The organism is Streptomyces sp. JHA26 (assembly GCF_002005565.1).
Taxonomy (GTDB): domain Bacteria; phylum Actinomycetota; class Actinomycetes; order Streptomycetales; family Streptomycetaceae; genus Streptomyces.
The window spans coordinates 177,799-200,617 of the sequence record NZ_BDJC01000004.1; the positions used below are offsets into that span (position 1 = coordinate 177,799).

24 protein-coding genes are annotated in these 22,819 nt (G+C 72.2%); 10 read left to right on the plus strand and 14 right to left on the minus strand.

Going from position 1 to position 22,819, the window contains the following annotated elements; translation table 11 throughout:
* Window positions 1–4 precede the first annotated feature (4 nt).
* Window positions 5–676, minus strand: coding sequence for an endonuclease NucS (nucS, locus tag JHAT_RS04140; protein WP_077796650.1), 672 nt, complete (start codon window positions 674–676; stop codon window positions 5–7).
* Window positions 677–957: 281 nt separating this feature from the next.
* Here nucS and JHAT_RS04145 point away from each other — a divergent pair, with 281 nt between their 5' ends.
* Window positions 958–1,350, plus strand: a complete 393-nt coding sequence (locus JHAT_RS04145) for an SCO5389 family protein (protein ID WP_077796651.1) — start codon at window positions 958–960, stop codon at window positions 1,348–1,350.
* Between the two features lie 114 nt (window positions 1,351–1,464).
* Here the strand turns inward: JHAT_RS04145 and JHAT_RS04150 are convergent, their stop codons facing one another.
* Window positions 1,465–2,493: an LLM class flavin-dependent oxidoreductase gene (locus tag JHAT_RS04150; RefSeq protein ID WP_077796652.1), complete on the minus strand. Its 1,029-nt coding sequence runs from the start codon at window positions 2,491–2,493 to the stop codon at window positions 1,465–1,467.
* Window positions 2,494–2,694: 201 nt separating this feature from the next.
* Between JHAT_RS04150 and JHAT_RS04155 the strand changes: the two genes are divergently transcribed.
* The gene (locus tag JHAT_RS04155) at window positions 2,695–3,027 is read left to right on the plus strand and encodes an ATP/GTP-binding protein (RefSeq protein WP_077796653.1); all 333 of its coding nucleotides are present in this window, start codon (window positions 2,695–2,697) and stop codon (window positions 3,025–3,027) included.
* A gap of 7 nt (window positions 3,028–3,034) precedes the next feature.
* Here the strand turns inward: JHAT_RS04155 and JHAT_RS04160 are convergent, their stop codons facing one another.
* From JHAT_RS04160 to mce, 7 genes are all read right to left on the minus strand, one after another.
* On the minus strand, window positions 3,035–3,904 hold the full coding sequence (locus JHAT_RS04160) for an ABC transporter permease subunit (RefSeq protein WP_077796654.1): 870 nt from the start codon (window positions 3,902–3,904) through the stop codon (window positions 3,035–3,037).
* Complete coding sequence (locus JHAT_RS04165; protein WP_077796655.1) at window positions 3,901–5,145, minus strand: ABC transporter ATP-binding protein; 1,245 nt, start codon at window positions 5,143–5,145, stop codon at window positions 3,901–3,903. Before JHAT_RS04165 ends, JHAT_RS04160 begins: the two co-directional genes overlap by 4 nt.
* Before the next feature lie 184 nt (window positions 5,146–5,329).
* On the minus strand, window positions 5,330–6,106 hold the full coding sequence (locus tag JHAT_RS04170) for an ABC transporter permease (RefSeq protein ID WP_077796703.1): 777 nt from the start codon (window positions 6,104–6,106) through the stop codon (window positions 5,330–5,332).
* Window positions 6,103–7,122, minus strand: a complete 1,020-nt coding sequence (locus JHAT_RS04175) for an ABC transporter ATP-binding protein (protein WP_171990735.1) — start codon at window positions 7,120–7,122, stop codon at window positions 6,103–6,105. The genes JHAT_RS04170 and JHAT_RS04175 overlap by 4 nt, the downstream gene beginning before the upstream one ends.
* A 97-nt stretch (window positions 7,123–7,219) precedes the next feature.
* Window positions 7,220–8,155 (minus strand): cellulose-binding protein, encoded by a 936-nt coding sequence (locus JHAT_RS04180; protein ID WP_077796657.1) that lies wholly within the window; start codon window positions 8,153–8,155, stop codon window positions 7,220–7,222.
* A gap of 207 nt (window positions 8,156–8,362) precedes the next feature.
* Entirely contained in the window at window positions 8,363–12,277 is a 3,915-nt protein-coding gene (gene scy / locus JHAT_RS04185) for a polarized growth protein Scy (protein WP_077796658.1), read from the minus strand.
* A gap of 235 nt (window positions 12,278–12,512) precedes the next feature.
* Window positions 12,513–12,953, minus strand: coding sequence for a methylmalonyl-CoA epimerase (gene mce, locus JHAT_RS04190; RefSeq protein WP_077796659.1), 441 nt, complete (start codon window positions 12,951–12,953; stop codon window positions 12,513–12,515).
* 149 nt (window positions 12,954–13,102) lie between these two features.
* On the opposite strand from mce, the gene JHAT_RS04195 reads away from it, so the two are divergent.
* Window positions 13,103–14,308, plus strand: a complete 1,206-nt coding sequence (locus JHAT_RS04195) for an acetyl-CoA C-acetyltransferase (RefSeq protein ID WP_077796660.1) — start codon at window positions 13,103–13,105, stop codon at window positions 14,306–14,308.
* 45 nt (window positions 14,309–14,353) lie between these two features.
* Window positions 14,354–15,310, plus strand: coding sequence for a methylmalonyl Co-A mutase-associated GTPase MeaB (meaB, locus tag JHAT_RS04200; protein WP_077796661.1), 957 nt, complete (start codon window positions 14,354–14,356; stop codon window positions 15,308–15,310).
* A 42-nt stretch (window positions 15,311–15,352) separates the two neighbouring features.
* On the opposite strand, the gene JHAT_RS04205 is transcribed toward meaB, so the two are convergent.
* Complete coding sequence (locus JHAT_RS04205) at window positions 15,353–15,940, minus strand: PepSY domain-containing protein (RefSeq protein ID WP_077796662.1); 588 nt, start codon at window positions 15,938–15,940, stop codon at window positions 15,353–15,355.
* A 124-nt stretch (window positions 15,941–16,064) separates the two neighbouring features.
* Between JHAT_RS04205 and JHAT_RS04210 the strand changes: the two genes are divergently transcribed.
* Together JHAT_RS04210 and JHAT_RS04215 are read left to right on the plus strand one after the other, a co-directional pair.
* Window positions 16,065–16,787 carry a response regulator transcription factor gene (locus JHAT_RS04210; RefSeq protein ID WP_077796663.1) on the plus strand — a complete coding sequence of 241 codons (723 nt, stop codon included), beginning with the start codon at window positions 16,065–16,067 and terminating at the stop codon, window positions 16,785–16,787.
* Window positions 16,784–18,202 carry an ATP-binding protein gene (locus JHAT_RS04215; RefSeq protein WP_077796664.1) on the plus strand — a complete coding sequence of 473 codons (1,419 nt, stop codon included), beginning with the start codon at window positions 16,784–16,786 and terminating at the stop codon, window positions 18,200–18,202. Before JHAT_RS04210 ends, JHAT_RS04215 begins: the two co-directional genes overlap by 4 nt.
* A 25-nt stretch (window positions 18,203–18,227) precedes the next feature.
* On the opposite strand, the gene JHAT_RS04220 is transcribed toward JHAT_RS04215, so the two are convergent.
* The 4 genes from JHAT_RS04220 to JHAT_RS04235 form a co-directional block, all read right to left on the minus strand.
* Window positions 18,228–18,704 (minus strand): MarR family winged helix-turn-helix transcriptional regulator, encoded by a 477-nt coding sequence (locus JHAT_RS04220; RefSeq protein WP_077796665.1) that lies wholly within the window; start codon window positions 18,702–18,704, stop codon window positions 18,228–18,230.
* Window positions 18,705–18,806: 102 nt separating this feature from the next.
* Complete coding sequence (locus JHAT_RS04225) at window positions 18,807–19,583, minus strand: AIM24 family protein (protein WP_077796666.1); 777 nt, start codon at window positions 19,581–19,583, stop codon at window positions 18,807–18,809.
* Window positions 19,580–20,230, minus strand: a complete 651-nt coding sequence (locus JHAT_RS04230; protein ID WP_077796667.1) for an AIM24 family protein — start codon at window positions 20,228–20,230, stop codon at window positions 19,580–19,582. The genes JHAT_RS04225 and JHAT_RS04230 overlap by 4 nt, the downstream gene beginning before the upstream one ends.
* 1 nt (window position 20,231) lies before the next feature.
* A complete protein-coding gene (locus JHAT_RS04235; protein ID WP_077796704.1) occupies window positions 20,232–20,864 on the minus strand; it encodes an AIM24 family protein in 633 nt (210 codons plus the stop codon).
* A 227-nt stretch (window positions 20,865–21,091) separates the two neighbouring features.
* Here JHAT_RS04235 and JHAT_RS04240 point away from each other — a divergent pair, with 227 nt between their 5' ends.
* The 4 genes from JHAT_RS04240 to JHAT_RS04255 all read left to right on the plus strand — a co-directional run bounded on the left by JHAT_RS04240 (window position 21,092) and on the right by JHAT_RS04255 (window position 22,794).
* Window positions 21,092–21,436, plus strand: coding sequence for a DUF3817 domain-containing protein (locus tag JHAT_RS04240; RefSeq protein ID WP_077796668.1), 345 nt, complete (start codon window positions 21,092–21,094; stop codon window positions 21,434–21,436).
* Window positions 21,433–21,726, plus strand: a complete 294-nt coding sequence (locus JHAT_RS04245) for an MTH1187 family thiamine-binding protein (protein ID WP_030187368.1) — start codon at window positions 21,433–21,435, stop codon at window positions 21,724–21,726. Before JHAT_RS04240 ends, JHAT_RS04245 begins: the two co-directional genes overlap by 4 nt.
* 77 nt (window positions 21,727–21,803) lie before the next feature.
* Window positions 21,804–22,313, plus strand: a complete 510-nt coding sequence (locus tag JHAT_RS04250) for a MarR family winged helix-turn-helix transcriptional regulator (protein WP_077796669.1) — start codon at window positions 21,804–21,806, stop codon at window positions 22,311–22,313.
* 142 nt (window positions 22,314–22,455) lie between these two features.
* Entirely contained in the window at window positions 22,456–22,794 is a 339-nt protein-coding gene (locus tag JHAT_RS04255) for a DUF3817 domain-containing protein (protein WP_171990736.1), read from the plus strand.
* The last annotated feature ends 25 nt before the right edge of the window (window positions 22,795–22,819 follow it).

Sequence of the window (22,819 nt, forward strand, 5' to 3'; positions counted from 1 at the left end):
CCGCTCAGAACAGCCGGAGCTTGTCGTCCTCGATGCCGCGCAGGGCGTCGTAGTCCAGGACCGTGCAGCCGATGCCGCGGTCGGTGGCGAGGACGCGCGCCTGGGGCTTGATCTCCTGGGCCGCGAAGATGCCGCGGACCGGGGCGAGGTGGGGATCGCGGTTCAGCAGTTCCAGATAGCGGGTGAGCTGCTCCACGCCGTCGATCTCGCCGCGCCGCTTGATCTCGACGGCCACGGTCCCGCCGTCGCCGTCCCGGCACAGGATGTCGACCGGCCCGATGGCCGTCGGGTACTCGCGGCGGATCAGGGTGTAGCCCTCGCCGAGGGTCTCGATGCGGTCGGCGAGCAGTTCCTGGAGGTGCGCCTCCACGCCGTCCTTGATGAGACCGGGGTCCACGCCCAGCTCGTGCGAGGAGTCGTGGAGGATCTCCTCCATCGTGATGATGAGTTTCTCGCCCGCCTTGTTGACGACGGTCCACACGCCCGCCTCGTCACCGGAGCCCTCCTTGAGGGTGCACGGAGGCGACATCCAGTTCAGGGGTTTGTAGGCCCGGTCGTCGGCATGGATCGAGACGCTGCCGTCCGCCTTGACCAGAATCAGCCGCGGGGCCGAGGGAAGGTGGGCGGTGAGCCGTCCGGCATAGTCGACGGAGCAGCGGGCAATGACGAGACGCATGGTCGGAAACGCTACTCGACGCGCCCCTTCCGACGCGATTCGCCTCCGCTCCCGACGCCCGGCGGAATGCCCCGCTTCCCCCCAATGGTCCCGTGTTGCGCACTGGCCGATTGTGTACGTACCGGATGGGACCCATCTGGGCATTCTCCTGGTGCGGCCCCGATCGGTTGCTTACGGTATTGAACGGGAGGTCGCGAGGCGTGTACGCAGCGTGTCCGACATCGCGCACTCCCTTCACTGTCCGGCAACCCCTGTCGATCGGGGGTGCGAGAGGAGTACCCATGTCGCTCGACGTCTCACCGGCCCTACTCGAAAAGGCCGAGCGAGGCGAGGTCGACGAAGCAGAATTCGTCGACTGCGTCCGGACCTCCCTGCCCTACGCATGGGAGATGATCAGCTCCCTGGTGGCACAGCTGAAGGTCGACGGCGGAGCCTTCGCCGACAACCAGACGCCCCCGCCGGACGAGCAGGCGCGTGGTCAGCTGCTGCGTGCGCTCGCGAGCGACGCCATACGCGGTGCGCTGCAGCGGCACTTCGGAGTGCGGCTGGCCTTCCAGAACTGCCACCGGGTGGCGGTGTTCCCGTTGGACTCCTCCGTCGACGAGACGCTGGCCCGTTTCACCTCGGTGCGCAGCCAAGTGCTGAACCAGTCGCCCGAGTTCCGCGACTGCTGACGCGACGGTCGTCCGCTTGCCGCTCCGTACGCGGGAGGTGCAGTTCGTACCGGAGCGGCAAGTCTCCCGCCCGGCCCTTCGCGGGCACCGGACGTTCGTCCGTCCCCGGGTCGCTCAGCGGAACCGGGGGAGCACCTCGGTCCCGAGGCGCCGCACGTTCTCCTCGGTCGCCGCGAGGTCGCCGGAACCCTCGACGAGCAGCGCGAAGCGGGAGATGCCGGTCCGCTCGCTGGTCGCCGCGAGCCGGTCCGCGCACAGCCGGGGCGTGCCCACCGGGTGCAGCCCGCAGAGCAGTTCGGTGTACGCCAGCGGGTCGCGCATCCGCCGGGCGCGGCCGTCCACCGTGACGTGGGCGCCCAGCCCCTGGCGCAGCCAGCCCGGCATCGCCTTGAGCAGCGCCTCCGACGCGTCGGCGTGCCGGTCCGCGATCTGGCAGACGCCGGCCGAGACGTGGGCCGCGTCGTGGATCTCCGCGTCCGGACGCCCGGCGACGCGGGCGTGCCGCCGCCACAGGGCGACCATCTCGGCCTTCTCCTCGTCCCCGACGTGCATCCCGAGCAGCATCGGCAGTCCCCGCTCGGCCGCCACGCGCACGCTCGCGGGGGAGGTGCAGGCCATCACGACCTCCGGTCCCGGAACCTCCGACAGGGCCTGCGACGGCTGCGGGACGACGGGCACCTCGCGAAACCGGAAGCGGTCCCCCGAGGCGGCGACGGCCGGTTCGCGCAGCCAGCGCACCAGCAGATCGAGTGACTCCGGGAACCCCGTCTCGTACGCCTGCAGGCCCGCGCCGAACACCTCCAGGTCGACCCACGGGCCGCCGCGGCCCACGCCCAGCGAGAACCGGCCGCCGCTCGTGACGTGCAGCAGCGCCGCCTGCTCGCCGAGCGCCACCGGATGGGTGGTGGGCAGCACGCTGACCGCCGTGCCGACCCGGATGCGGCGGGTGCGGCCCAGCAGCAGCGCGGCCAGCGTCACGGCCGACGGACACGTGCCGTACGGCACGAAGTGGTGCTCGGCCAGCCAGACCGTGTCGAGCCCCGCCTCCTCGGCGACCTCGGCGGAGCGGACCGCGCGGTGCAGCGCCTCGCCCTGGCCCTGGCCCGGGAACTGGGCGCCCAACACGAAACTTCCAACGCGCATTGCTCTTCCTGCTTCCTCGGCTCCGACACGGAGCTCCCCCGCAGGGCATAACCAGCCGACACGTGCCGAGGACACGGCCGGACGAGGGGATTTGCGGATTGTCTGCGGAATCCGCCGCCGAGGGAGGTCTGCAGGCGCTTCACCCGCGCCGCGTAGGCTGGACGCGGTCCGTACTTCCTGTATAGCTCCGTGAGGTGTCCTGTGTCCCCGCGTCGCAACCGACCCAAGGGAGCCGGCACGACCGGCCGGAGCGCCGAGGACGACGGCCTCGTCCGCTACGGCGGCCGGCAGACGTCGGAGAGCTGGCGGGGCGAGGACTGGAACGTACGGCACGTGGCCGGCGCGAGCGCGCAGGGCAAGTCCTACCGCTGCCCGGGCTGCGACCAGCTGATCCCGGACGGCGTCCCGCACGTGGTGGCCTGGCCGGCGCACTCGGGCGTCGACGACCGCCGGCACTGGCACAAGTCCTGCTGGAACGCGAAGGACCGCCGCACCACGCGGGTGCAGCGGTCCCGTAACGCGCCGAGGTTCTGAGCGCCGGTCAGACGTCCCGCTTCCGCAGCAGGGCGAACGCGCCGGCGAACGCGACGGCCGTCACGACGAGCATGATCAGCAGCGGGTCCCAGCCGGACGGGCCGGACTCCGTGAGGGAACTGACGTAGAAGACGCTCATCTGGTTCGGGATCGAGTACTCGAACAGGGCGTCGCGCACGTCCTCCAGGGACCGCGAGACCATGAACAGGGCGATCACCAGCGGCGCCAGCACGGCCCCGATCATGAGGGTGATCGCGCCCGCCGAATGCCGGATGACGGAGCCGACGGCGAGCGAGAGCAGTCCCAGCAGCGCGAGGTAGAACGAGACGCCCACGGTGGCCTTCAGCCACTCCTCACCGGTGGGCGCCACCGCGCCGTGGTCCTCCAGCAGGGCCACGTGCAGCAGGGCGACGAGCGTCGTGGACACCAGCGTCACCACGAACGCGACCAGGAAGAAGACGATCGCCTTCGCGGCGAGCACCCGGCCGCGGCTGGGGCAGGCGGTCATCGTCGTGCGGATCATGCCGGTGCCGTACTCCGAGGCCGTGGTCATCACACCGAGCGTGATGACGCACATGCTGCCGAGCAGCAGGCCGAAGAAGCCGAGGCTGAGCGCGTTCTCGCCGGACGCGTCCGCGGAGGACTTCGCCACCAGCACACCGGCCAGCAGGCCGATGCCGAGGACCAGCAGGACGAACACGCCCAGCGTCCACATCGTCGAGCGCACCGACCTGATCTTGGTCCACTCGGAGGCCAGCGCGTGCCCGAGGTGCGCGCGCACCACCGGGATCGGCGAGGTGTAGGCGGGGTACGGCGAACCGGGCGCCGCCTGCCACTCGGGCGCGGCCTGCGGCATCGGGGACTGGGGCGTGCTCATCGGGCGTCCTCGGACTTGGTCGGGTCGGTGACGGGCGCGGGGTCGGTGACGGGCGCGGGGGGAGCGGCCGGGGGAGTCGCGGGGGCGGACGGGGCCTGCCGCGCGTAGGGGTTGTCCGACGGCGTGCCCGCCGGGGACGCGCCGGGAGCGGCCGGGGCGCCGTAGGGACCCGCGGGGGCCTGGACCGGCGGGCCCTGCGGCGCGGGCAGGTCGCCCGGCCGGGGCGGCGGCGGGGCGTACCAGCCGGGCTGGCCCTGCCCGGGCACCGGCATCGGAGGCTGCGCGCCGGGCGGCAGCGGCTGCTGGAGCCCGGCCTTCTGGTCGGCGGTCGACCGGTAGTCGACGGCGCCCTGCGTCATCCGCATGTACGCCTCCTCCAGCGAGGCCTGGTGCGGCGACAGCTCCCACAGCCGTACGCCGGACTCGTGCGCGATGTCGCTGATCCGCGGCAGCGCCAGCCCGGTCACCCGCAGCGCCCCGTCCTGCTCGGGCAGCACGTGGCCGCCCGCCTCGGTCAGCGCGGAGGTCAGCTTCTCGCGCAGCTGCGGTTCGGTGTCCGGCGTGCGCACCCGGGCGAAGTCGGCGGAGTTGGCCGAGATGAAGTCCTTGACGCTCATGTCGGCGAGGAGCTGGCCGCGCCCGATGACGATCAGGTGGTCGGCGGTCAGCGCCATCTCGCTCATCAGGTGCGAGGAGACGAAGACCGTGCGGCCCTCCGCCGCGAGCGCCTTCATCAGGTTGCGCACCCAGTGGATGCCCTCGGGGTCGAGGCCGTTGACCGGTTCGTCGAACAGCAGCACCTGGGGGTCGCCGAGGAGCGCCGCGGCGATGCCGAGCCGCTGGCCCATGCCGAGGGAGAAGCCCTTGGAGCGCCGCTTGGCCACGTCCTGCAGGCCCACCACGCCGAGCACCTCGTCCACGCGCCGGGCCGGGATGCCGGACAGCTGGGCCAGGCTCAGCAGGTGGTTGCGGGCGGACCGGCCGCCGTGCACGGCCTTGGCGTCGAGCAGGGCGCCGACCTGGCGCGGGGCGTTGGGGAGCCTGCGGTACGGGTGACCGCCGATCGTCACGTGCCCCGCGGTCGGGTTGTCCAGGCCGAGGATCATGCGCATCGTCGTCGACTTGCCGGAGCCGTTGGGTCCGAGGAAGCCGGTCACGGCACCCGGCCGCACCTGGAAGGACAGGTTGTACACAGCGGTCTTGTCGCCGTAGCGCTTGGTCAGGCCGACTGCCTCGATCATGCTCCGCACCCATCGAAAGGTTCAGGACAGCGGGGCACACGCCCCCGTAAGGGTTAGGAGGATATCGAGGCGCTGACGGTTCCCTTCAAGTCCGGGTAAAAAACCGGTCGTCCCGGGCCCCTCCCCGGGCCCGTCGTCGGCCTCCCGCCCCTCCGGGCGTACGGCGGGAGGCCGACGACAGGTCCTAGGCGTCCCGCCTCTTCAGCACGAGGTAGCCGCCGACGAGCGCCGCCACCACCCACAGCACCATGATCCCCAGGCCGCCCCAGGGGCCGTACGGGGTGTCGTCGTCGATCGGCGTCACCACCTGCATGATCTTGCTGCCGGCCTGGTCGGGCAGGAACTGGCCGACCTTCTTGGTCACGTCGACGTTGCCGAGGATGTTGGAGATCAGGAAGAAGAACGGCATCAGGATGCCGAGCGACAGCATGGGGGAGCGCAGCATCGCGGCGACGCCCATCGAGAACACCGCGATGAGGGTCATGTAGAGGCCGCCGCCGATGACCGCCCGCAGCACGCCCGGGTCGCCGATCGACGCCTTGAGGTCGCCGAGCATCACCTGCCCGAGGAAGAAGGTGACGAAGCTGGTGACCATGGAGACGACCAGGGCGAGCCCCGTGGCCACGACGATCTTGCTGAACAGGAAGGTGCCGCGCTGCGGCACGGCCGCCAGCGAGGTGCGGATCATGCCGGAGCTGTACTCGTTCGCCACCACCAGCACCCCGAACACGATCATCGCCAGCTGACCGAGGCTCATCCCGGCGAAGCTGATGAAGGTCGGGTCGAAGAAGAGCCGCTCCCGCTCGCTCATGTCACCGAACTCGTTCTTCGCCAGGGCCGAGATCAGCATGCCGAGGGCGACGGTGACGACCACGGCCAGGGACAGCGTCCACACCGTGGACGCCACCGACCGGATCTTGGTCCACTCGGACCGGACGACCTGGGTCGCGGCCGTGCTCATCGCCGCCTCCAGTCGCTGCCCCACTGCTGTGCCCGCCGCTGTCCGCCCTGCTGTCCGTCCTGCTGTCCGTCCTGCGGCAGCCCCTGGCGCGGCGGCGCCGCGAGCGGCTGCCCGTCGTGCGCGTGGTACTCCACCGACTCCGCCGTCAACCGCATGAACGCCTCCTCCAGCGAGGCCCGTTGCGGGCTCAGCTCGTGCAGCACGATCTGGTTGCGGGCCGCCAGTTCGCCGATCGCCTCCGACTTGTCGCCGTCGACCTCCAGGACCTCGGCGCCGCTCTCGACGACCGTGATCCCGGCACCGTGCAGCACGTCGAGCAGCCGCTCCCGCTGCGGGGAGCGGATCCGGACGTAGCCGCGCGAGTTCTCCTCGATGAACTCGGCCATCGAGGTGTCCGCCAGCAGCCTGCCCTGGCCGATGACGACCAGGTGGTCGGCGGTCAGCGCCATCTCGCTCATCAGGTGGGAGGAGACGAAGACCGTACGGTCCTGGGCGGCCAGCGTCTTCATCAGGTTGCGGATCCAGTGGATGCCCTCGGGGTCCAGGCCGTTGACCGGCTCGTCGAACATCAGGATCCGCGGGTCGCCGAGCAGCGCCCCGGCGATGCCGAGCCGCTGGCCCATGCCGAGGGAGAAACCCTTGGCCTTCTTCTTCGCGACCGCCGTCAGGCCGACGATGTCCAGCACCTCGCGCACCCGGCGGGCCGGGATCCCGTTGGCCTGCGCCAGGCACAGCAGATGGTTGTAGGCGCTGCGTCCGCCGTGCATCGCCTTGGCGTCCAGCAGGGCGCCGACGTACGTGAGCGGGTCCTTCAACTGGTCGTAGCGGCGCCCGTCGATGCGGACGTCCCCGGCGGTGGGCCGGTCCAGTCCCAGCACCATCCGCATGGTGGTCGACTTGCCCGCACCGTTCGGCCCGAGGAAGCCGGTGATGACGCCGGGTCTGACGGTGAACGTGAGGTCGTCGACCGCCACTTTCTCGCCGTACCGCTTGGTCAGCCCCTCGAGCTCGATCATGCGGCCCACGCTAGAACGGGACGGAGCCCCCTGCCACCCCAGTGGCAGAGGGCTCCGCCCCCGTTCTGCTCCGGTTCGGCCGGACCGCGTCCCGGCGTCAGCGGGTCTGCTGGGCCGGCACCCCGCGGGAGACCGGCTCGTCCTCGGCCGGCGTACCGGCGGCGGCCACCGCGGCGCCCGTCAGGGTCGCCAGCATCTCGCGCACGTTGGTCAGCTGCGCGTTGATGGAGTCGCGGCGGTTGGTGAGGGCGGCGAGCTCGCGCTCCGACTCGGAACGGATGCGGTCGGCCTTGGCGTTGGCGTCGGCCACGATGTCCTCGGCCTGGCGCTGCGCCGTCTCGACGGTCTGGCGGGCGCGGCGCTCGGCGTCCGTGCGCAGCTTCTCCGCCTCCAGGCGCAGCTGCTCGGCGCGGTGCTCGATCTCCGCGAGCCGCTTCTCGGCCTTGGCCTGACGGGAGGCCAGGTCGCGCTCGGACTGCTCCCGGCGCTTGGCCAGGTTCGTCTCGAAGTCGGCGGCGGCCTGGGCGGCCTTGGCGCGGGTCTCCTCGAAGAGCGCGTCCGCCTCCTCGCGCTTGGACTGCGCGTCCTTCTGGGCCTCGGCCCGCAGCTGCGACGCGTCGCTCTTGGCCTTCTCGACGATCCGAACGCCCTCGTCCTCCGCCTTGGCCTTGCGCTCCGCGGCGTACGACTCGGCGTCGTTGCGCACCTGCTGGGCCGCCGACTCGGCCAGCTCGCGGTGCTGCTCGGCGGCGCGCCGGGCCTCTTCCCGCAGGTCCTTCGCCTCCTCCTCGGCGAGGCGCAGGATCTTCTCGACCCGGGCACCGAGACCGGCGTACGACGGCTCGGCGTCACTGACCTGGGCCTGGGCGTTCTGGGTCTCGAGGTGGAGTTCCTCGATGCGCTTTTCCAGAGCGGTGATGCGGGACAGGGCGCTGTCACGGTCGGAGACGAGCTTGGAGATGCGTTCGTCCACCTGAGCGCGGTCGTACCCACGCCGCACAAGCTCGAAGCCGTAGGGGGAAGTGTCGCTCATGGGGTTCCTGTCGAAAGAGACCGGGTGAGGTGATAGAGGGAATCCTAGGCGTCATTGCGGTGTGTCATCGAGCGGATGCGTGTTTGATCTGGAGAATGACACCTCTTTTGAGTGGCTGACCTCCGGACGGCTTGCCAAACTTCGAGTCAAAGGCCAAGACCATGACGGGTCAGAGCCCTCCAGGAGACACGGAAACCCTCCTCGACGCTAGCCGTCCGACGACTTGCCACCCGAACGGGGGGCGCCGACCGTCGCGCCAGCCTTGACCCCGCCGTCCTTGCCGCCCGCCGGGGCCTCGAAGGACTCCAGCGCCTCCAGCACGTCCTGCACCCGGGAGATCTCGGCGTTGATGTCCTCGCGGCGCCGCACCAGGACCTCCAGCTCGCGCTTGCCCTCCTCGACCGTGCGCCGGGCCTCCCGGACCGCCTCGGCCTTGAGCTCCTCGGCCTCCCGGACCAGCGAGGCCTTCTTCTGCTCGGCCTCCTTCAGCAGGCCCTCGGCCTTCTTGACGGCGGCGATGCGCACCTTGCCGGCCTCGGAGTTGGCCTCCGACACCAGCTCCTTGGCCTTCGCCTCGGCCTTGGCGAGCTGCTCCTCGGCGGCCTTGACGAGCGCGTCGCAGCGCTCGCCGGCCGACTTCATCGTCTCGGCTGCCTCGCGGCGGGCCCGCTCGTGCAGCTCCTCGATCTCGGAGGTGAGGCGCCGGCGCAACTCCTCCGCGCGCTCCCTGATGGCCGTCGCGTCCCGCCGGGCGCCGACGAGCAGCTCGTCCGCGTCCGTACGGGCCTTCTCCACCCGGGTGTTGCCCTCGACCGTCGCCTCGGCGACGATCCGGTCGGCCTCCGCACGGGCCGCGCCGACCATCGTGTCGGCCTGCGACTCGGCGTCCGCGGTGGCCTTCTGCGCCTGCTGCTGGGCCTCGGTGAGCAGCTTGTCGGCCTCCGCCGTGGTCTCCGTGATGAGCGTGTCGACCTGCTCGGCCGCCTCCGAACGCCGCTTGTTGGCGTCCTTGCGGGCCTCGTCCAGGGTGCGTTCGGCCTCCTCGCGTGCGGCCGTCGTGACCCGTTCGGCCTCCTCCGCCGCCCGGGCCTTGAGCCGCTCCGCCTCGGAACGGATCCGCTCGGCGTGCTGCTGCGCGGAGCCGACCGCCTCGGCGGCCTCGGCCCGCAGCCGCTCCGCCTCGCCGGTGGCCTCCGACAGGAGCTGCTCGGCCTGGGCGCTCGCCTCGGCCCGGACCCGGTCGGCCTCGGCCGCCGCCTCGGCGCGGACGCGTTCCGCCTCCGCGACCGTCTCGGTGCGGATCCGGTCGGTCTCGGCGGCCGTCTCCGTGGTGAGCCGCTCCGCCTCGGAGCGCGCCTCGGTGATCAGGGTGTCGGCCTGCGTCGCCGCGTCCGACCGGATGCGGTTGGCGTCCTCGCGGGCGTCCGCCCGGGTGCGCGCCGCCGCCTGCTCGGCCTCCGCGATGGCGTCCGACGCCTCCGTGCGCACCCGCTGGGCGTGCTCGGCGACGTCCGACCGGATCCGCTCGGCCTCCGACATCGCCTCGGACATCGTCCGCTCGGCCAGTGCCTTGGCGGCCTCCGCCTCCTCCTGCGCCTCGCGGCGCAGCCGGCCGGCGTCCTCGCTCGCCCGCTCCCGCTCCGCGTAGGCGTCGGTGCGGACCCGGTCCGCCTCCTCCTCGGCCTCGCGCCGGGTGCGCTCCGCCGCGTGCTCGGCGGCACTGCGCAGCCCGGTGATCTCCTCCTGGGCCTGCTCGTGCAGCCCGGCGACCGACTCCCGCACCTGCTGCGCGTGCTGCTCGGCGGCCGACACCATCTCGGTCGCGCGCCGGTCGGCCTCCTCGACCAGCCGGACCGCCTCGGCCTGCGCCTCCTCCACGCGGGTGCGCGCCGAGGCCAGCAGCTCCTCGCTCTGCTCGCGGGCCCGCTCACGCTCCTGGTCCGCCTCCTGCCGGGCGGCGCCCAGCAGTTCCTCGGCCTCGCGGCGGCGCCGGGCGGCCTCCTCCTGCGCGGCGGCCAGCGTCTCCGAGGCCTCCGCGGCGATGCGCTCGGCGGCGGCCTGCGCCTCCGCCCGGACCCGGTCCGCGCTCTCCTGCGCCTCCGACTTCAGCCGCTCCGCCTCGCCCGCGGCCTCCGACCGCAGCCGTACGGCGACGGCCTCGCCCTCCGCGCGGAACGCGGAGGCGTCGGCGGCGGCCTCGGTGCGCAGCCGCTCGGCCTCCGTCTCGGCCTGCTGCTGGAGCGTACGGATGCGCTCCGCGGCCTCCGTGCGCAGCCGCTCGCTCTCCTCGGCGGCCTCGCGGCGGATCCGGGCGCCCTCCTCACGGGCCTCCGTCAGCGCCTGCTCGGCGGCGGACCGGCGCTCCTCCGCCTCGGTGTGCAGCCGCGTCAGTTCCTCGGCGGCCTCCGCCTGCCGGGCCTCGACGGCGCGCTCGGTCTCCTCGCGCAGCTCACGGGCGGCGTGCTCGGCCTCCGCCTGGAGCTCCTCGGCCCGCTCGGCGGCCTCCGCCCGGTGCCGCTCGGCCTCGGCGCGGGTGCGCTCCAGCGTCTCCTCGGCCTGACGGCGCAGGGTCGTCGCCCGCTCGATCGCCTCGGTGCGGACCTTCTCGCTGTCCGCGGTGGCGCTCTGCCGCAGCTCGTCGGCGTCCGCCTTGGCCTTGGCGAGCAGCTCCTCGGCGGTCTTCGCCGCCTCCTCGATCTGCGCCACGGCCTCCTTGCGGGCCTCGGCGCGGATCTTCTCGCCCTCGGCGACCGCGTCGGCGCGCAGCTGCTCGGCCTCGCCGCGCAGCCGGCGCGCCTCCTCCTGCAGCTCGACCGTCTTGGCGCGGTACTCCTTGGTGTCGTCCTTCGCCGCGCCCTTGAGCTCCTCGGCGATGTCGTGGGCCTCGGCCCGCAGCCGGTCCGCCTCCGCCTCGGCCTCGCGGCGGATCCGCTCGGCCTCCTCGACGGCGGCCCTCGTGGTCCGCTTGGCCTCCTCGGACGCCTTGTTCAGCACGTCCTCGGCGGTCTTGGCGGCCTTGGACAGCTGGGTGGCCGACTCCTCGGCGCTGACCGTACGGGCCTTCTCGGCGGCCTCGGTGACGATCTTCTCGGCCTCGGCGCGGGCGTCCGCGACCAGTTGCTCGGCCTCGGCCCTGGTGGTCTCGGCGTCCTTCGTGGCCTCGCTGACCAGCCGGGCGACCTGCTCCTTGGCGGTGCGGGTGCGCTGCTCGTTGGCCGACTCGGCGCTCGCGAGGGCCTTGGCCGCGGACTCCTTGGCCTCGGCGACCAGCTTCTCCGCCTCGGCCTGCGCCTTGCGCAGCGCCTCCTCGGCCTCGCTCATGCGCTGCTCGGCGGTCCGGCTCAGCTCCTGGGCCTGCCGGCGCGCGGCCTCCGACTCGCTCGCCGTGGAGCTGCGCAGCTGCTCGGCGTGGTCGGTGGCCTCCTGCGCCTGCGTGGAGGCGGCGTTCAGCAGCCGTTCGGCGTCCGCGCGGGCGCGGCGCAGGATCTGCTCGGCCTCGGCGCGCGCGGTCTCGGCGTCGTTCTGCAGCCGCTGCCGGGCCTCGGAGGTCAGCCGTTCGGCCTCCGCGCGGGCCGCGGCCAGGGCCTGTTCGGCCTCGGCGCGGGACTCGTCGAGCAGCCGGCGGGCCTGCTGCTCGGTGCGGGCGCGCAACTGCTCCGCCCACGCCACGTTCTCGTTGACGTGCGACTCGACGGTCCGCCGGCGCTCGGCCAGCTCCTGGTCGAGCTGCTGGCGCCGGGTCACCGCCTCCTGGTGCAGCTCGGCCTGGAGCCGGGCGGCCTGCTCGGCGTGCTCCTGGAGGATGCGCTGGGTCTGCGCGCGGGCCTGGCTGAGCTCGCGCTCGGCGTCCGCGCGCAGCTGGTCGGCCTGCACCTGCGCGTTGCGCAGCAACTGCTCGGCCTGGTACCCGATGTCGCCGCCGTCGAAGGCGGGCCGGGACATGATGGTGCGCCGCGCCTCGTGCAGCTTGGCGCGCAGCACCTCGACCTGGTAGCCGAGGTCCTCGGCGTGCTGGATCGCCTTTTCCCGCTCGGTCCTCAGCCGCTTCATCTCGGCCTCGAACCGAGAGAGGTGGTCGACGTCAGCCGCCGGCTCTCGCTCCTGGCTCTCGTAGCCCCGCACTGCGCGGTCCCATCCGTCCCCTGGTCGCAAATCCCTTAGAACGGGCTCCGTCCGTCCACCGAACGGGGCCCCCGGGGGAATGGTGTCAGATCAACGGCGGAGCTTGGGCTGCTGCCCCGTCCCTCGCCCCCCGAAACACGGACCCCGGCGGTCCCGGCGCCGGTGACGACAGGACCGGGTCACCCTGGACTGAGCGGCGACCGCACCCAACCCTACCGGCCCTTATGTACGGGGGTCAGTGCTCAGGTGACTCAACGGCCGCCGAAGTGACCAGTTCCGTCAGGACACCGTGGCAGTCCTTGGGGTGCAGGAAGGTGATCCGCGAGCCCATGGATCCGCGCCGGGGCTCGTCGTACAGGACGCGTACGCCCTTCCCGCGGATGTCCGCGGCGTCCGCGTCGACGTCCGCCGTGCCGAAGGCGATGTGGTGGACGCCCTCCCCGTTCTTCGCCAGCCACTTGCCGACCGCGGAGTCCTCCCGGGTCGGCTCCAGCAGCTGGAGGTACGACGCGCCGCCGTCCGACGTATCGTTGATCTTGAGCATGGCCTCGCGCACGCCCTGTTCCTCGTTGACCTCGGTGTGGAACACCTCGAAGCCGTAGGTGGCACGGTAGAACTCGACGGTCGCGTCGAGGTCGCGGCAGGCGATTCCGATGTGGTCGATTCGCGTCAGCATGGAATCAGTGCAGCGCGGCGGAGGTGGTTGCGCAACGTGCGGGCGATCACACCGACGGCACGGTGACGGGCGGGATACCGCTCAGTACATTCGAGTAAACCCTCGTTCACTCCTCGGCCTGTGCGGGCCGGAAAAGGGGATCGCAGCTCATGTCTTCTGCAACGAACGGCACGACCTCCGTCATCGTCGCGGGTGCCCGCACCCCGATGGGGCGGCTGCTCGGCTCGCTGAAGTCCTTCTCCGGGGCCGACCTCGGCGGCTTCGCGATCAAGGCCGCCCTCGACCGCGCCGGGATCGGCGGCGACCAGGTCCAGTACGTGATCATGGGGCAGGTGCTCCAGGCCGGCGCCGGCCAGATCCCCGCCCGCCAGGCCGCCGTCAAGGCCGGCATCCCCATGAACGTCCCGGCGCTCACCGTCAACAAGGTGTGCCTCTCCGGCCTCGACGCCATCGCGCTGGCCGACCAGCTGATTCGCGCCGGCGAATTCGACATCGTGGTCGCCGGCGGCCAGGAGTCCATGACCAACGCCCCGCACCTGCTGCCCAAGTCCCGCGAGGGCTACAAGTACGGCGCGGTCCAGATGCTCGACGCCATGGCGCACGACGGCCTGACCGACTCCTTCGAGAACATCGCCATGGGCGAGTCGACGGAGAAGCACAACACCCGCCTCGGCATCACCCGTCCGGAGCAGGACGAGATCGCCGCCCTGTCCCACCAGCGCGCCGCCGCCGCCCAGAAGAACGGCGTCTTCGAGGCCGAGATCACCCCGGTCGAGATCCCGCAGCGCAAGGGCGACCCGGTGCTGTTCAGCAAGGACGAGGGCATCCGCGGCGACACCACCGCCGAGTCCCTCGGCAAGCTGCGTCCGGCCTTCGCCAAGGACGGCACGATCACCGCGGGCTCCTCCTCGCAGATCTCCGACGGCGCGGCGGCCGTGGTCGTCATGAGCAAGGCCAAGGCCCAGGAGCTCGGCCTGGAGTGGCTCGCCGAGATCGGCGCCCACGGCAATGTGGCCGGCCCCGACAACTCTTTGCAGTCGCAGCCGTCCAACGCCATCCGGCACGCCCTGAAGAAGGAGGGCCTGGAGGTCGGCGACCTCGACCTGATCGAGATCAACGAGGCGTTCGCGGCCGTCGCCGTGCAGTCGATGAAGGACCTCGGCGTGTCCACCGAAAAGGTGAACGTCAACGGCGGCGCCATCGCCCTGGGCCACCCCATCGGCATGTCCGGCGCCCGGCTCGTCCTGCACCTGGCGCTGGAGCTCAAGCGGCGCGGCGGCGGCGTCGGCGCGGCGGCGCTGTGCGGCGGCGGCGGTCAGGGTGACGCGCTGATCGTCCGGGTACCCAAGGCCTGACACCCCCTTCTCCCCACGTACGCGCTGACTCGGAACGGAGCTGTGATGCAGGACGTCTCCTCGCTGGTCGCCCAGGCCAGGGAAGGCCGACCGCGGGCCGTGGCCCGGTTGATCTCCCTGGTCGAGGGGGCGTCCCCGCAGCTCAGGGAGGTCATGGCGGCCCTCGCGCCGCTCACCGGGGGCGCGTACGTGGTGGGCCTGACGGGGTCGCCGGGCGTCGGCAAGTCGACGTCCACCTCGGCGCTGGTCACGGCCTACCGCAAGCAGGGCAAGCGGGTCGGCGTCCTGGCCGTCGACCCGTCCTCGCCGTTCTCCGGCGGCGCCCTGCTCGGCGACCGGGTCCGCATGTCGGAGCACGCCTCCGACCCGGGCGTCTACATCCGCTCCATGGCCACCCGCGGCCACCTCGGCGGCCTCGCCTGGGCCGCGCCGCAGGCCATCCGGGTGCTGGACGCGGCGGGCTGCGACGTGATCCTGGTCGAGACCGTCGGCGTCGGCCAGTCCGAGGTCGAGATCGCCTCGCAGGCCGACACCTCCGTCGTCCTCCTCGCCCCGGGCATGGGCGACGGCATCCAGGCCGCGAAGGCCGGGATCCTGGAGATCGGCGACGTCTACGTCGTCAACAAGGCCGACCGCGACGGCGCGGACGCCACCGCCCGCGAGCTGAACCACATGCTGGGCCTCGGCGAGGCCCGCGCCGCCGGCGACTGGCGCCCGCCCATCGTCAAGACGGTCGCCGCGCGCGGCGAGGGCGTCGACGAGGTCGTGGAGGCGCTGGAGAAGCACCGCGCCTGGATGGAGGAGCGGGACGTGCTGGCCGAGCGCCGCCGGGCCCGCGCCGCCCGCGAGGTCGAGACGATCGCCGTCACCACCCTGCGCGAACGCATCGGCGACCTCCACGGCGACCGGCGCCTCGGTGCGCTGGCCGAACGGATCGTGTCGGGCGAACTGGACCCGTACCGCGCCGCGGACGAGCTGGTGACGGGGCTGACGCGGGGCTGACGCGGACCGGCCGGGCACGGCCGGCCCGTGCACGGGCGCCGGTCAGTCGTCGTCCGAGCCGGAGTCGTCCGAGTCGGCCGTGACCCTGCCGGTTCCGGCGTCGACCCGCCAGCCCTGTTCCCCCTTGCCGGAGACACGGGTCTCGACCTCCCAGGCGGCCCCGCCGTCGCCGTCGTCGTCCAGCTCCACCGAGGTCACGGTGCCGTGGCCGGCCGCGGCCCGCGCGGCCCCGGCGGCGTCCACGGACGCGCCCTTCAGCGCGGCCCGCGCCTCGGCGGTGTCGTCGGTGTCGTCGTCATCCTCCGTCTGCGAACCGAGGACCTCGCCGGTGGCCGGGTCGATCCGGACGCTGTGCCGGGTGCCGTCGCCGGCGAGGACGTCGACCTCCCACGCCGTGCGCCCGTTGTCACCGTCGTCCTCGTCGTCGAGTTCGGCCGAGACGGCGGTGCCCGGCGCCTCCCGCAGGGCGGAGGCGACGGCGTCGCCGGCCGGGACCTTCACCGAGGTCACCCGGGCGTCGTCGTCCCGGTGGGGCGCGTCGTCGTCCCCCGTGACGGCCAGGGCCGTCGCCGTGCCGCCTCCGACCAGTGCGGCGGCGGTGACGGCGGCGATCACGATGTTGCGCTTCATGCGGTTTCCTCCGAGTCGTCCAGAGCCCGGTGTCTTCCGGTGTCTTCACTGTCGTGGACCGACGCTGAGGCCAGGCTGAAGCCACCTGAAGGGATCTTCAGCTTGCTTTTGGGACCCTCTTCCCATGCGCCCACCCGTCGCCCACCACCACCCTGCTCGAGGCGCTTCGCGCCGCCCCTCTCGAATCTTGATCGTGGAGGACGAGAAGCGCCTCGCCGTGTCGCTCGCCAAGGGCCTCACCGCGGAGGGGTACGCCGTGGACGTCGTCCACGACGGGCTGGAGGGACTGCACCGCGCCGGCGAGGGCGTGTACGACCTCGTCGTCCTCGACATCATGCTGCCCGGCCTCAACGGCTACCGCGTCTGCGCCGCCCTGCGCGCCGCCGGACACGACGTGCCGATCCTGATGCTCACCGCCAAGGACGGCGAGTACGACGAGGCCGAGGGCCTGGACACCGGCGCCGACGACTACCTCACCAAGCCGTTCTCGTACGTCGTCCTGGTCGCCCGCGTGAAGGCCCTGCTGCGGCGCCGGGCGCAGGGCGCCGGTGCCTCGCCCGTGCACGTCCACGGCGATCTCAAGGTCGACACCGCCGCCCGCCGGGTCTTCCTCGGCGAGGACGAGGTCACCCTCACCGCGAAGGAGTTCGCCGTCCTGGAGCAGCTCGTGGTGCGGGCCGGACAGGTGGTGTCGAAGGCGGAGATCCTCGAGCACGTCTGGGACTTCGCCTACGACGGCGACCCGAACATCGTCGAGGTGTATGTGAGCGCGCTCCGGCGCAAGCTGCGCGCCGGGCTCATCGGGACCGTGCGCGGCGCCGGATACCGGCTGGAGACCGCGCGATGAGCCGCCCGTTCGCCTCGGTGCGGGCCCGCGCCACGCTCGCCGCGACCCTCGTGGTCGCCGTCGCGCTCGTCGCGGCCGGCACCGCCGTCCTGCTGTCCCTGCGCTCCAACCTGCTCGGCGAGGCCGGCACCCAGGCGGAGCGCTCGGCGCGGGAGGTGGCGACGGAGCTGGCCGTCGGGACGCCGTACGCCGACCTGTCGCTGGACGTCGACGACCGGCCGGTGCAGGTCGTCGACGACGACGGTGCGCTGGTCGCCGCCAGCGAGGACCTGGAGCGGATCAGCGGGACCGGCGTCGACACGGTGAAGCCGCGGCCCGCCGCCTCACCGGGCGGGGAGGACGCCGAGGACGACGATGACGACGACGGCTCGGGCGAGTCCCTCGGCCCCGGTGAGATCGGCGGCCGGATCACCGTCAGCGACGGCTCGGCGACCATCGACGGGGACACGGAGGACTACCGTTTCGCCGCCGTCCCGGTGAAGACCGACGACCGGGGCGAGCTCACCGTCTACGCCGGTGCCCCGCTGTCCGCCGAGCACGGCGCCGTCGACACCGCGCTGACCGTCATGCTGATCGGCTTCCCGGCGCTGCTCGCGGTCGTGGCGTGGGTGACCTGGCTCGTCACCCGGCGCGCGCTGCGACCGGTGGAGGGCATCCGCCGGGAGATGGCCGCGATCACCGCCAGCGAGGACCTCGCCCGCCGCGTCCCCGTGCCGGACACCCACGACGAGGTCGCCCGGCTCGCCACGACGACCAACGAGACGCTGGCCGCCCTGGAGAGCTCGGTGGAGCGGCAGCGGCGGTTCGTCGCCGACGCCTCGCACGAACTGCGCAGCCCGATCGCCTCGCTGCGCACCCAGCTGGAGGTGGCCGCCGCCCACCCCGAGCTGCTCGACCTGGACGGCGCCGTCGAGGACACGGTACGGCTGCAGCGGCTCGCCGCCGACCTGTTGCTGCTGGCCAGGCTGGACGCGGGGGAGCGGCCCGCCGACGCGCGGGTCGACCTCGCCGCGCTGGCGCGCGCGCAGGCGGAGGGCCGGGCCGGGGTGAGCGTGCGGGCCGAGGACGCCGTGGTGGTCGCCGGATCGCGGGGCCAGCTGGAGCGGGTGCTGGCCAACCTGCTCGACAACGCCCGGCGGCACGCCCGTTCGGCGGTGGAGGTGTCGGTGCGCCGGGACGGTGACGTGGCGGTGGCCGCGGTGGCCGACGACGGGGAGGGCGTGCCGGTGGCGGACCGGGAGCGGATCTTCGAACGGTTCGTCCGGCTCGACGCCGCCCGCAGCCGCGACGAGGGCGGGGCCGGTCTCGGGCTGGCCATCGCCCGTGACGTCGCCGTGCGGCACGGCGGCACGCTCACGGTGCGCGACGCGCCGGCGGGCGGAGCCCTGTTCGAACTCCGCCTGCCGGTCGTCTAGGACGCGTCCGGGGGACCGTCCGGGGTCAGGGACGTCCTCGTTGGCCGCGCAGGTGCTCGGCGACGGGCCTGAGCGCCTTGTCGAGCTCCGCCAGGGCCTCGGGCGTCAGCAGGTCGATGAAGTGCCGGCGCACGGACGCCACGTGGTGCGGCGCGACCTTCCGCATCGTCTCCAGACCGTGCTCGGTGAGGACGGCGTAGAGCCCGCGGCGGTCGGACTCGCAGTTCTCCCGCCGTACCAGGTTCGCGTTCTCCATGCGCGTGATCTGGTGGGAGAGGCGGCTCTTGGACTGCAGGGTGGCGGAGGCGAGATCGCTCATCCGCATCCTGTCGTCCTCGGACTCGGAGAGGTTCACCAGGATTTCGTAGTCGTTCATCGTCAGGCCGAACGGCTGCAGGTCCTTCTCGAGCTGGTGCGTCAACAGCCTGTTGACCTCCAGGTGGGTGCGCCAAGCACACTGCTCCGTATCGGTCAGCCAGCGGGTGGCCGTCTCGGTCTCCATGAATGAAGTCTACCTAAAAAGTTGAAAGGCGAACTAATGAGGGGTGTCGTGTGACGGTGACGGGTGCGCACGCGTTCGACGTCACACTCCGCAGGTTACCGCTCACAGCCCGAAGCGGCGCTGGAGGTCTCCCAGCTGTCCGGGAAGCCCCGGTACTCCCGACCGGCCTCCCGGCGTGCCCTGCGGGCCGCCGCCGGGCACGCCCGCCTGCTGCGGAGCGGCCCCCGTCGCCTGTTCCGCCATCAGCGCCTCGCTCGACTGCAGCAGCACCGTCCCCGCCCCCACGAACTCGAACTGGTGCTCCTCCCCGGAGGCGCCGCCCAGGCCCGTCATCGCACGTAGACCGCCCAGCAGGCCGGTCAGGTACCCGTGGTCGTAGTGATGGCAGGGCGAGGGGCAGTCGGCCCAGCCGACCAGGGCCTGCGGGTCCACCCGGATCGGGGGTTCCATGAACACCACCGGACCGTTCGACGCGGCCACGAACTTTCCGGTTCCGATCAGAGTCAGAAAACCCGGCACGATCGACTGCTTGAGGGCGAGACTTGGCTGAAAAGCGAGCAGGTTGCCCGAGCGAATGGTCAGATTGCCGTCCTCCAGGTCGTACGAGTTCACGTCGAAGGCCCGGTCGGCGAGGAGCATCTTGCCCGAGCCCCCGGCGACGACCCAGTCGCTCGCGTGCAGAGGCGAATGGAAGGCCGTGCGCACCAGCCGGTCCAGCCGGCCGTGCCCGATCCCGTTGAACTCGATCGTCCCGTAGTAGGCGATCATCTTCCCCTTCTGCAGGAACCACTGGTTCCCCGTCAGCTCCACGCAGAAGGTGTACGCGTTGACGTTGTCGTCGGCCGGCAGCGTCGCCGGGTCGTGGGGGACGGTGCTCACAACTTCTCCTCGGACGCCTGGACGTACACCGTGCCGTTGCCGCTCAGCTCCAGCTGGAACGCCTCGCCGGAGCCGCGCCCCACCATGTCCCGCCAGCCCAGCGCCGTGGACAGCCTGTTGCGGAGGTCACCGTGGTGGGCGACGTAGGCCTGCGGGTCGACGTGCACCGTCCGGTGCGGGGTGACGGGCACCTCGAAGACCCCGCCGTGCGCCATCACCGCCACCGACCCGTGCCCCTTGAGGGACGTGGTGAACAGCCCCTGCCCGCTCACCTGGCCCCGCACCATGCCCATGACGCCGCCCTGCGAGCCGAGGAACACCGTGCCCTGCTCCAGGGTGCCCTCGAAGGCGAGGAGGCGGTCCGCCTCCACGTACAGGGTGTCGCCCGACAGGTTGATCACCTGCACGTGGTGGCCGCCGTGCCCGAAGAACACCGTGCCGCTGCCCTCGACGGTCATCAGCGGGGTGTCCTCGTTCGCCACCCGGCGGCCGATCATCGACACGACGCCGCCCCGGCCACCGGTCAGGTTCGGGGTGAACGACACGTCCCCCTGGTAGGCGAGCATCGCACCGCGCTGACTGAACAGCCGCTGCCCGGGCCTCACGGTCGCCCGGACCATCTTGGAGTTCACTTCCTCGAAGGCCATGTCACACGTCCCCCGCGATCGTGTTCCGCTCGCTCGGCTGCACGTACACCAGTCCGTCGCCCTCGAAGCGGATCTGGAACGCCTCGCCGCCGCCCTCGCCGAACAGGGTGCGGAAGGTCACACCCGACTGGAAGGACTGCCGCAGGTTCCCCTGGTGCGCGACGTACGCCCCCGGGTCGACGGTCAGCGGGTACCGCGCGCTGACCCGCAGCACCACCGCCGGGCCGTCCGACACGATCGCCGCCCGGCCGTGGCCCTCGACCGTCGTGGTGAACAGCCCGTTGCCCTGCGCGGCACCGCGGGTCCCCGTGAAACTGGTGCCCGTGCGCAGCCCGGCGTCGGCCGCCAGGAAGTTGCTGGACTCGACGTACAGCGTGTCGCCCCGGAGTTCCACCAGGGTGATCTCCGAGGCCCGGTCCGCGAACCAGCAGGTCCCCCGCCCCCTCACCTCCATCACCGTCATCTGCTCGCCGGTGAGCCGCCGGGTCACCATGCCCCGGATGCCCTCACCGCCGCCGCTCAGCTTCTTGAAGGCCATCTCCCCGTCGTACGCGACCATCGAGCCGTTCTTCGCCTTCACGGCGTCCCCGGTCATGTCGACGGCGAGCACCTTGCCGCCCTGAAGTCGGAACATCGCCACAAATGAGAACGTAGCGGCCGGGCGGCCCGGAGGACAGGTCCCCGGGGTGGAGGTCACCCCCGATCCCGGCCCCGGGGCGCCGACGCGCCCGCGGTCCCCGACCCCCCGGGCCGGGCGTGGCGCGGGTTTGCCACAATGGACGGGCGCTTGTGAGTGTGTTCACAAACCGCGCTGCTCATCGACCGATCCCTCATCCACCCCTCTCCCACCGAAGGTGACCCGTGGACCTCAAGACCGCCACCGCCCTCCGCCGCCTCCGCCTGGTCTCGGGCCCCGAGGCGATCTCGTTCATCCTGCTGCTCGTCTGCTCGGTGCTGAAGCGGACCACGGACTTCAACGCGGTGCCGGTGATGGGCATGATCCACGGCGTGCTGTTCGTGCTGTACGTCCTCTTCTGGGCGGACGCGTGGAACCGCGCCAAGTGGCCGCTGGGGACCGCCGCCCTCTACTTCGTGCTGTCGGTCCTGCCGACCGGCGGCTTCTTCGCCGAGCGCAGGCTCAAGCGCGAGGCCGAGAACGCGGTCATCGCCTCGCGCGCCCGTCAGGAAGGGATCGTCAACGCATGATCGTCGCCTTTTCCGTGACGCCGCTGGGCGTCGGCGAGGACGTCGGGGAGTACGTGGCCGACGCGGTCCGGGTGGTCCGCGAGTCGGGGCTGCCGAACCGCACCGACGCGATGTTCACGTCCGTCGAGGGCGAGTGGGACGAGGTCATGGACGTCGTCCGGCGCGCCGTCGCCGCCGTCGAGGCGCGGGCGCCGCGGGTCTCCCTGGTCCTCAAGGCGGACATCCGCCCCGGCGTGACGGACGGCCTCACGTCCAAGGTCGAGACGGTGGAGCGCCACCTCGCCGGATGAAGCGGTCGGCGGGACGGTGGTATCGAAAGGCGAGACGGGGCTGACCGGCATATGACCGGCCGGTAAGGTCTGATGCCGTGCCGAAGCCCCTCAGCCTCTCCTTCGATCCCATCGCCCGCGCCGACGAACTCTGGAAGGAGCGCTGGGGCGGCGTCCCCTCCATGGCCGCGATCACCTCGATCATGCGCGCCCACCAGATCCTGCTGGCCGAGGTCGACGCGGTGGTCAAGCCCTACGGGCTGACGTTCGCGCGCTACGAGGCGCTGGTGCTGCTCACCTTCTCCAAGTCGGGCGAGCTGCCGATGTCCAAGATCGGTGAGCGGCTCATGGTGCACCCCACCTCCGTGACCAACACCGTCGACCGCCTGGTCCGCTCCGGCCTGGTCGACAAGCGCCCCAACCCCAACGACGGCCGCGGCACGCTCGCCAGCATCACCGACAAGGGCCGCGAGGTCGTCGAGTCGGCCACCCGCGACCTCATGGCCATGGACTTCGGCCTGGGTGCGTACGACGCGGAGGAGTGCGGCGAGATCTTCGCGATGCTCCGCCCGCTGCGGGTCGCCGCGGGCGACTTCAAGGAGGACTAGGGCCACTTTCGCCACAGGCCCTAGGGCCGGCACGTCGCCTCCTGCCCGCGGGGGACGGTCCCGGCGTCCCGGCGCACCGGCGGGTCACGGCGTACCGCTCCCCGCCGACGCGGGGATGTTTCGGGCGGTTATGCTCGCATCCATGAAACGAAGCGTGCTGACCCGCTACCGCGTCATGGCGTACGTCACCGGTGTGCTGCTGATCGCCCTGTGCCTGGGCATGATCGCCAAGTACGCCCTGGAGCTGGACGGCGCCGCCGACTTCACCCGGGTCGTCAGCATCGCCCACGGCTGGCTGTACGTCATCTACCTCGTCCTCGCCTTCGACCTGGGCTCCAAGGCGAAGTGGCCGGTCAAGAAGCAGCTCTGGGTGCTGCTCGCGGGGACCGTCCCGACGGCCGCCTTCTTCGTGGAGCGGAAGATCAGCCGGGAGCTGGACGCCAAGACCGCCGACGCCGCCCCGGCGGCCGCCGGGGCCTGACCCCACCGCCGTACGGACACCCGTT

Excerpts from the sequence above, each read along its gene's own strand:
- nucS (WP_077796650.1), bottom strand. The coding sequence starts at position 676 with ATGCGTCTCGTCATTGCCCGCTGCTCCGTCGACTATGCCGGACGGCTC.
- JHAT_RS04145 (WP_077796651.1), top strand. The coding sequence starts at position 958 with ATGTCGCTCGACGTCTCACCGGCCCTACTCGAAAAGGCCGAGCGAGGC.
- JHAT_RS04150 (WP_077796652.1), bottom strand. The coding sequence starts at position 2,493 with ATGCGCGTTGGAAGTTTCGTGTTGGGCGCCCAGTTCCCGGGCCAGGGC.
- JHAT_RS04160 (WP_077796654.1), bottom strand. The coding sequence starts at position 3,904 with ATGAGCACGCCCCAGTCCCCGATGCCGCAGGCCGCGCCCGAGTGGCAG.
- JHAT_RS04165 (WP_077796655.1), bottom strand. The coding sequence starts at position 5,145 with ATGATCGAGGCAGTCGGCCTGACCAAGCGCTACGGCGACAAGACCGCT.
- JHAT_RS04170 (WP_077796703.1), bottom strand. The coding sequence starts at position 6,106 with ATGAGCACGGCCGCGACCCAGGTCGTCCGGTCCGAGTGGACCAAGATC.
- JHAT_RS04175 (WP_171990735.1), bottom strand. The coding sequence starts at position 7,122 with ATGATCGAGCTCGAGGGGCTGACCAAGCGGTACGGCGAGAAAGTGGCG.
- JHAT_RS04180 (WP_077796657.1), bottom strand. The coding sequence starts at position 8,155 with ATGAGCGACACTTCCCCCTACGGCTTCGAGCTTGTGCGGCGTGGGTAC.
- mce (WP_077796659.1), bottom strand. The coding sequence starts at position 12,953 with ATGCTGACGCGAATCGACCACATCGGAATCGCCTGCCGCGACCTCGAC.
- JHAT_RS04195 (WP_077796660.1), top strand. The coding sequence starts at position 13,103 with ATGTCTTCTGCAACGAACGGCACGACCTCCGTCATCGTCGCGGGTGCC.
- meaB (WP_077796661.1), top strand. The coding sequence starts at position 14,354 with ATGCAGGACGTCTCCTCGCTGGTCGCCCAGGCCAGGGAAGGCCGACCG.
- JHAT_RS04205 (WP_077796662.1), bottom strand. The coding sequence starts at position 15,940 with ATGAAGCGCAACATCGTGATCGCCGCCGTCACCGCCGCCGCACTGGTC.
- JHAT_RS04210 (WP_077796663.1), top strand. The coding sequence starts at position 16,065 with ATGCGCCCACCCGTCGCCCACCACCACCCTGCTCGAGGCGCTTCGCGC.
- JHAT_RS04215 (WP_077796664.1), top strand. The coding sequence starts at position 16,784 with ATGAGCCGCCCGTTCGCCTCGGTGCGGGCCCGCGCCACGCTCGCCGCG.
- JHAT_RS04220 (WP_077796665.1), bottom strand. The coding sequence starts at position 18,704 with ATGGAGACCGAGACGGCCACCCGCTGGCTGACCGATACGGAGCAGTGT.
- JHAT_RS04230 (WP_077796667.1), bottom strand. The coding sequence starts at position 20,230 with ATGGCCTTCGAGGAAGTGAACTCCAAGATGGTCCGGGCGACCGTGAGG.
- JHAT_RS04235 (WP_077796704.1), bottom strand. The coding sequence starts at position 20,864 with ATGTTCCGACTTCAGGGCGGCAAGGTGCTCGCCGTCGACATGACCGGG.
- JHAT_RS04245 (WP_030187368.1), top strand. The coding sequence starts at position 21,433 with ATGATCGTCGCCTTTTCCGTGACGCCGCTGGGCGTCGGCGAGGACGTC.
- JHAT_RS04255 (WP_171990736.1), top strand. The coding sequence starts at position 22,456 with ATGAAACGAAGCGTGCTGACCCGCTACCGCGTCATGGCGTACGTCACC.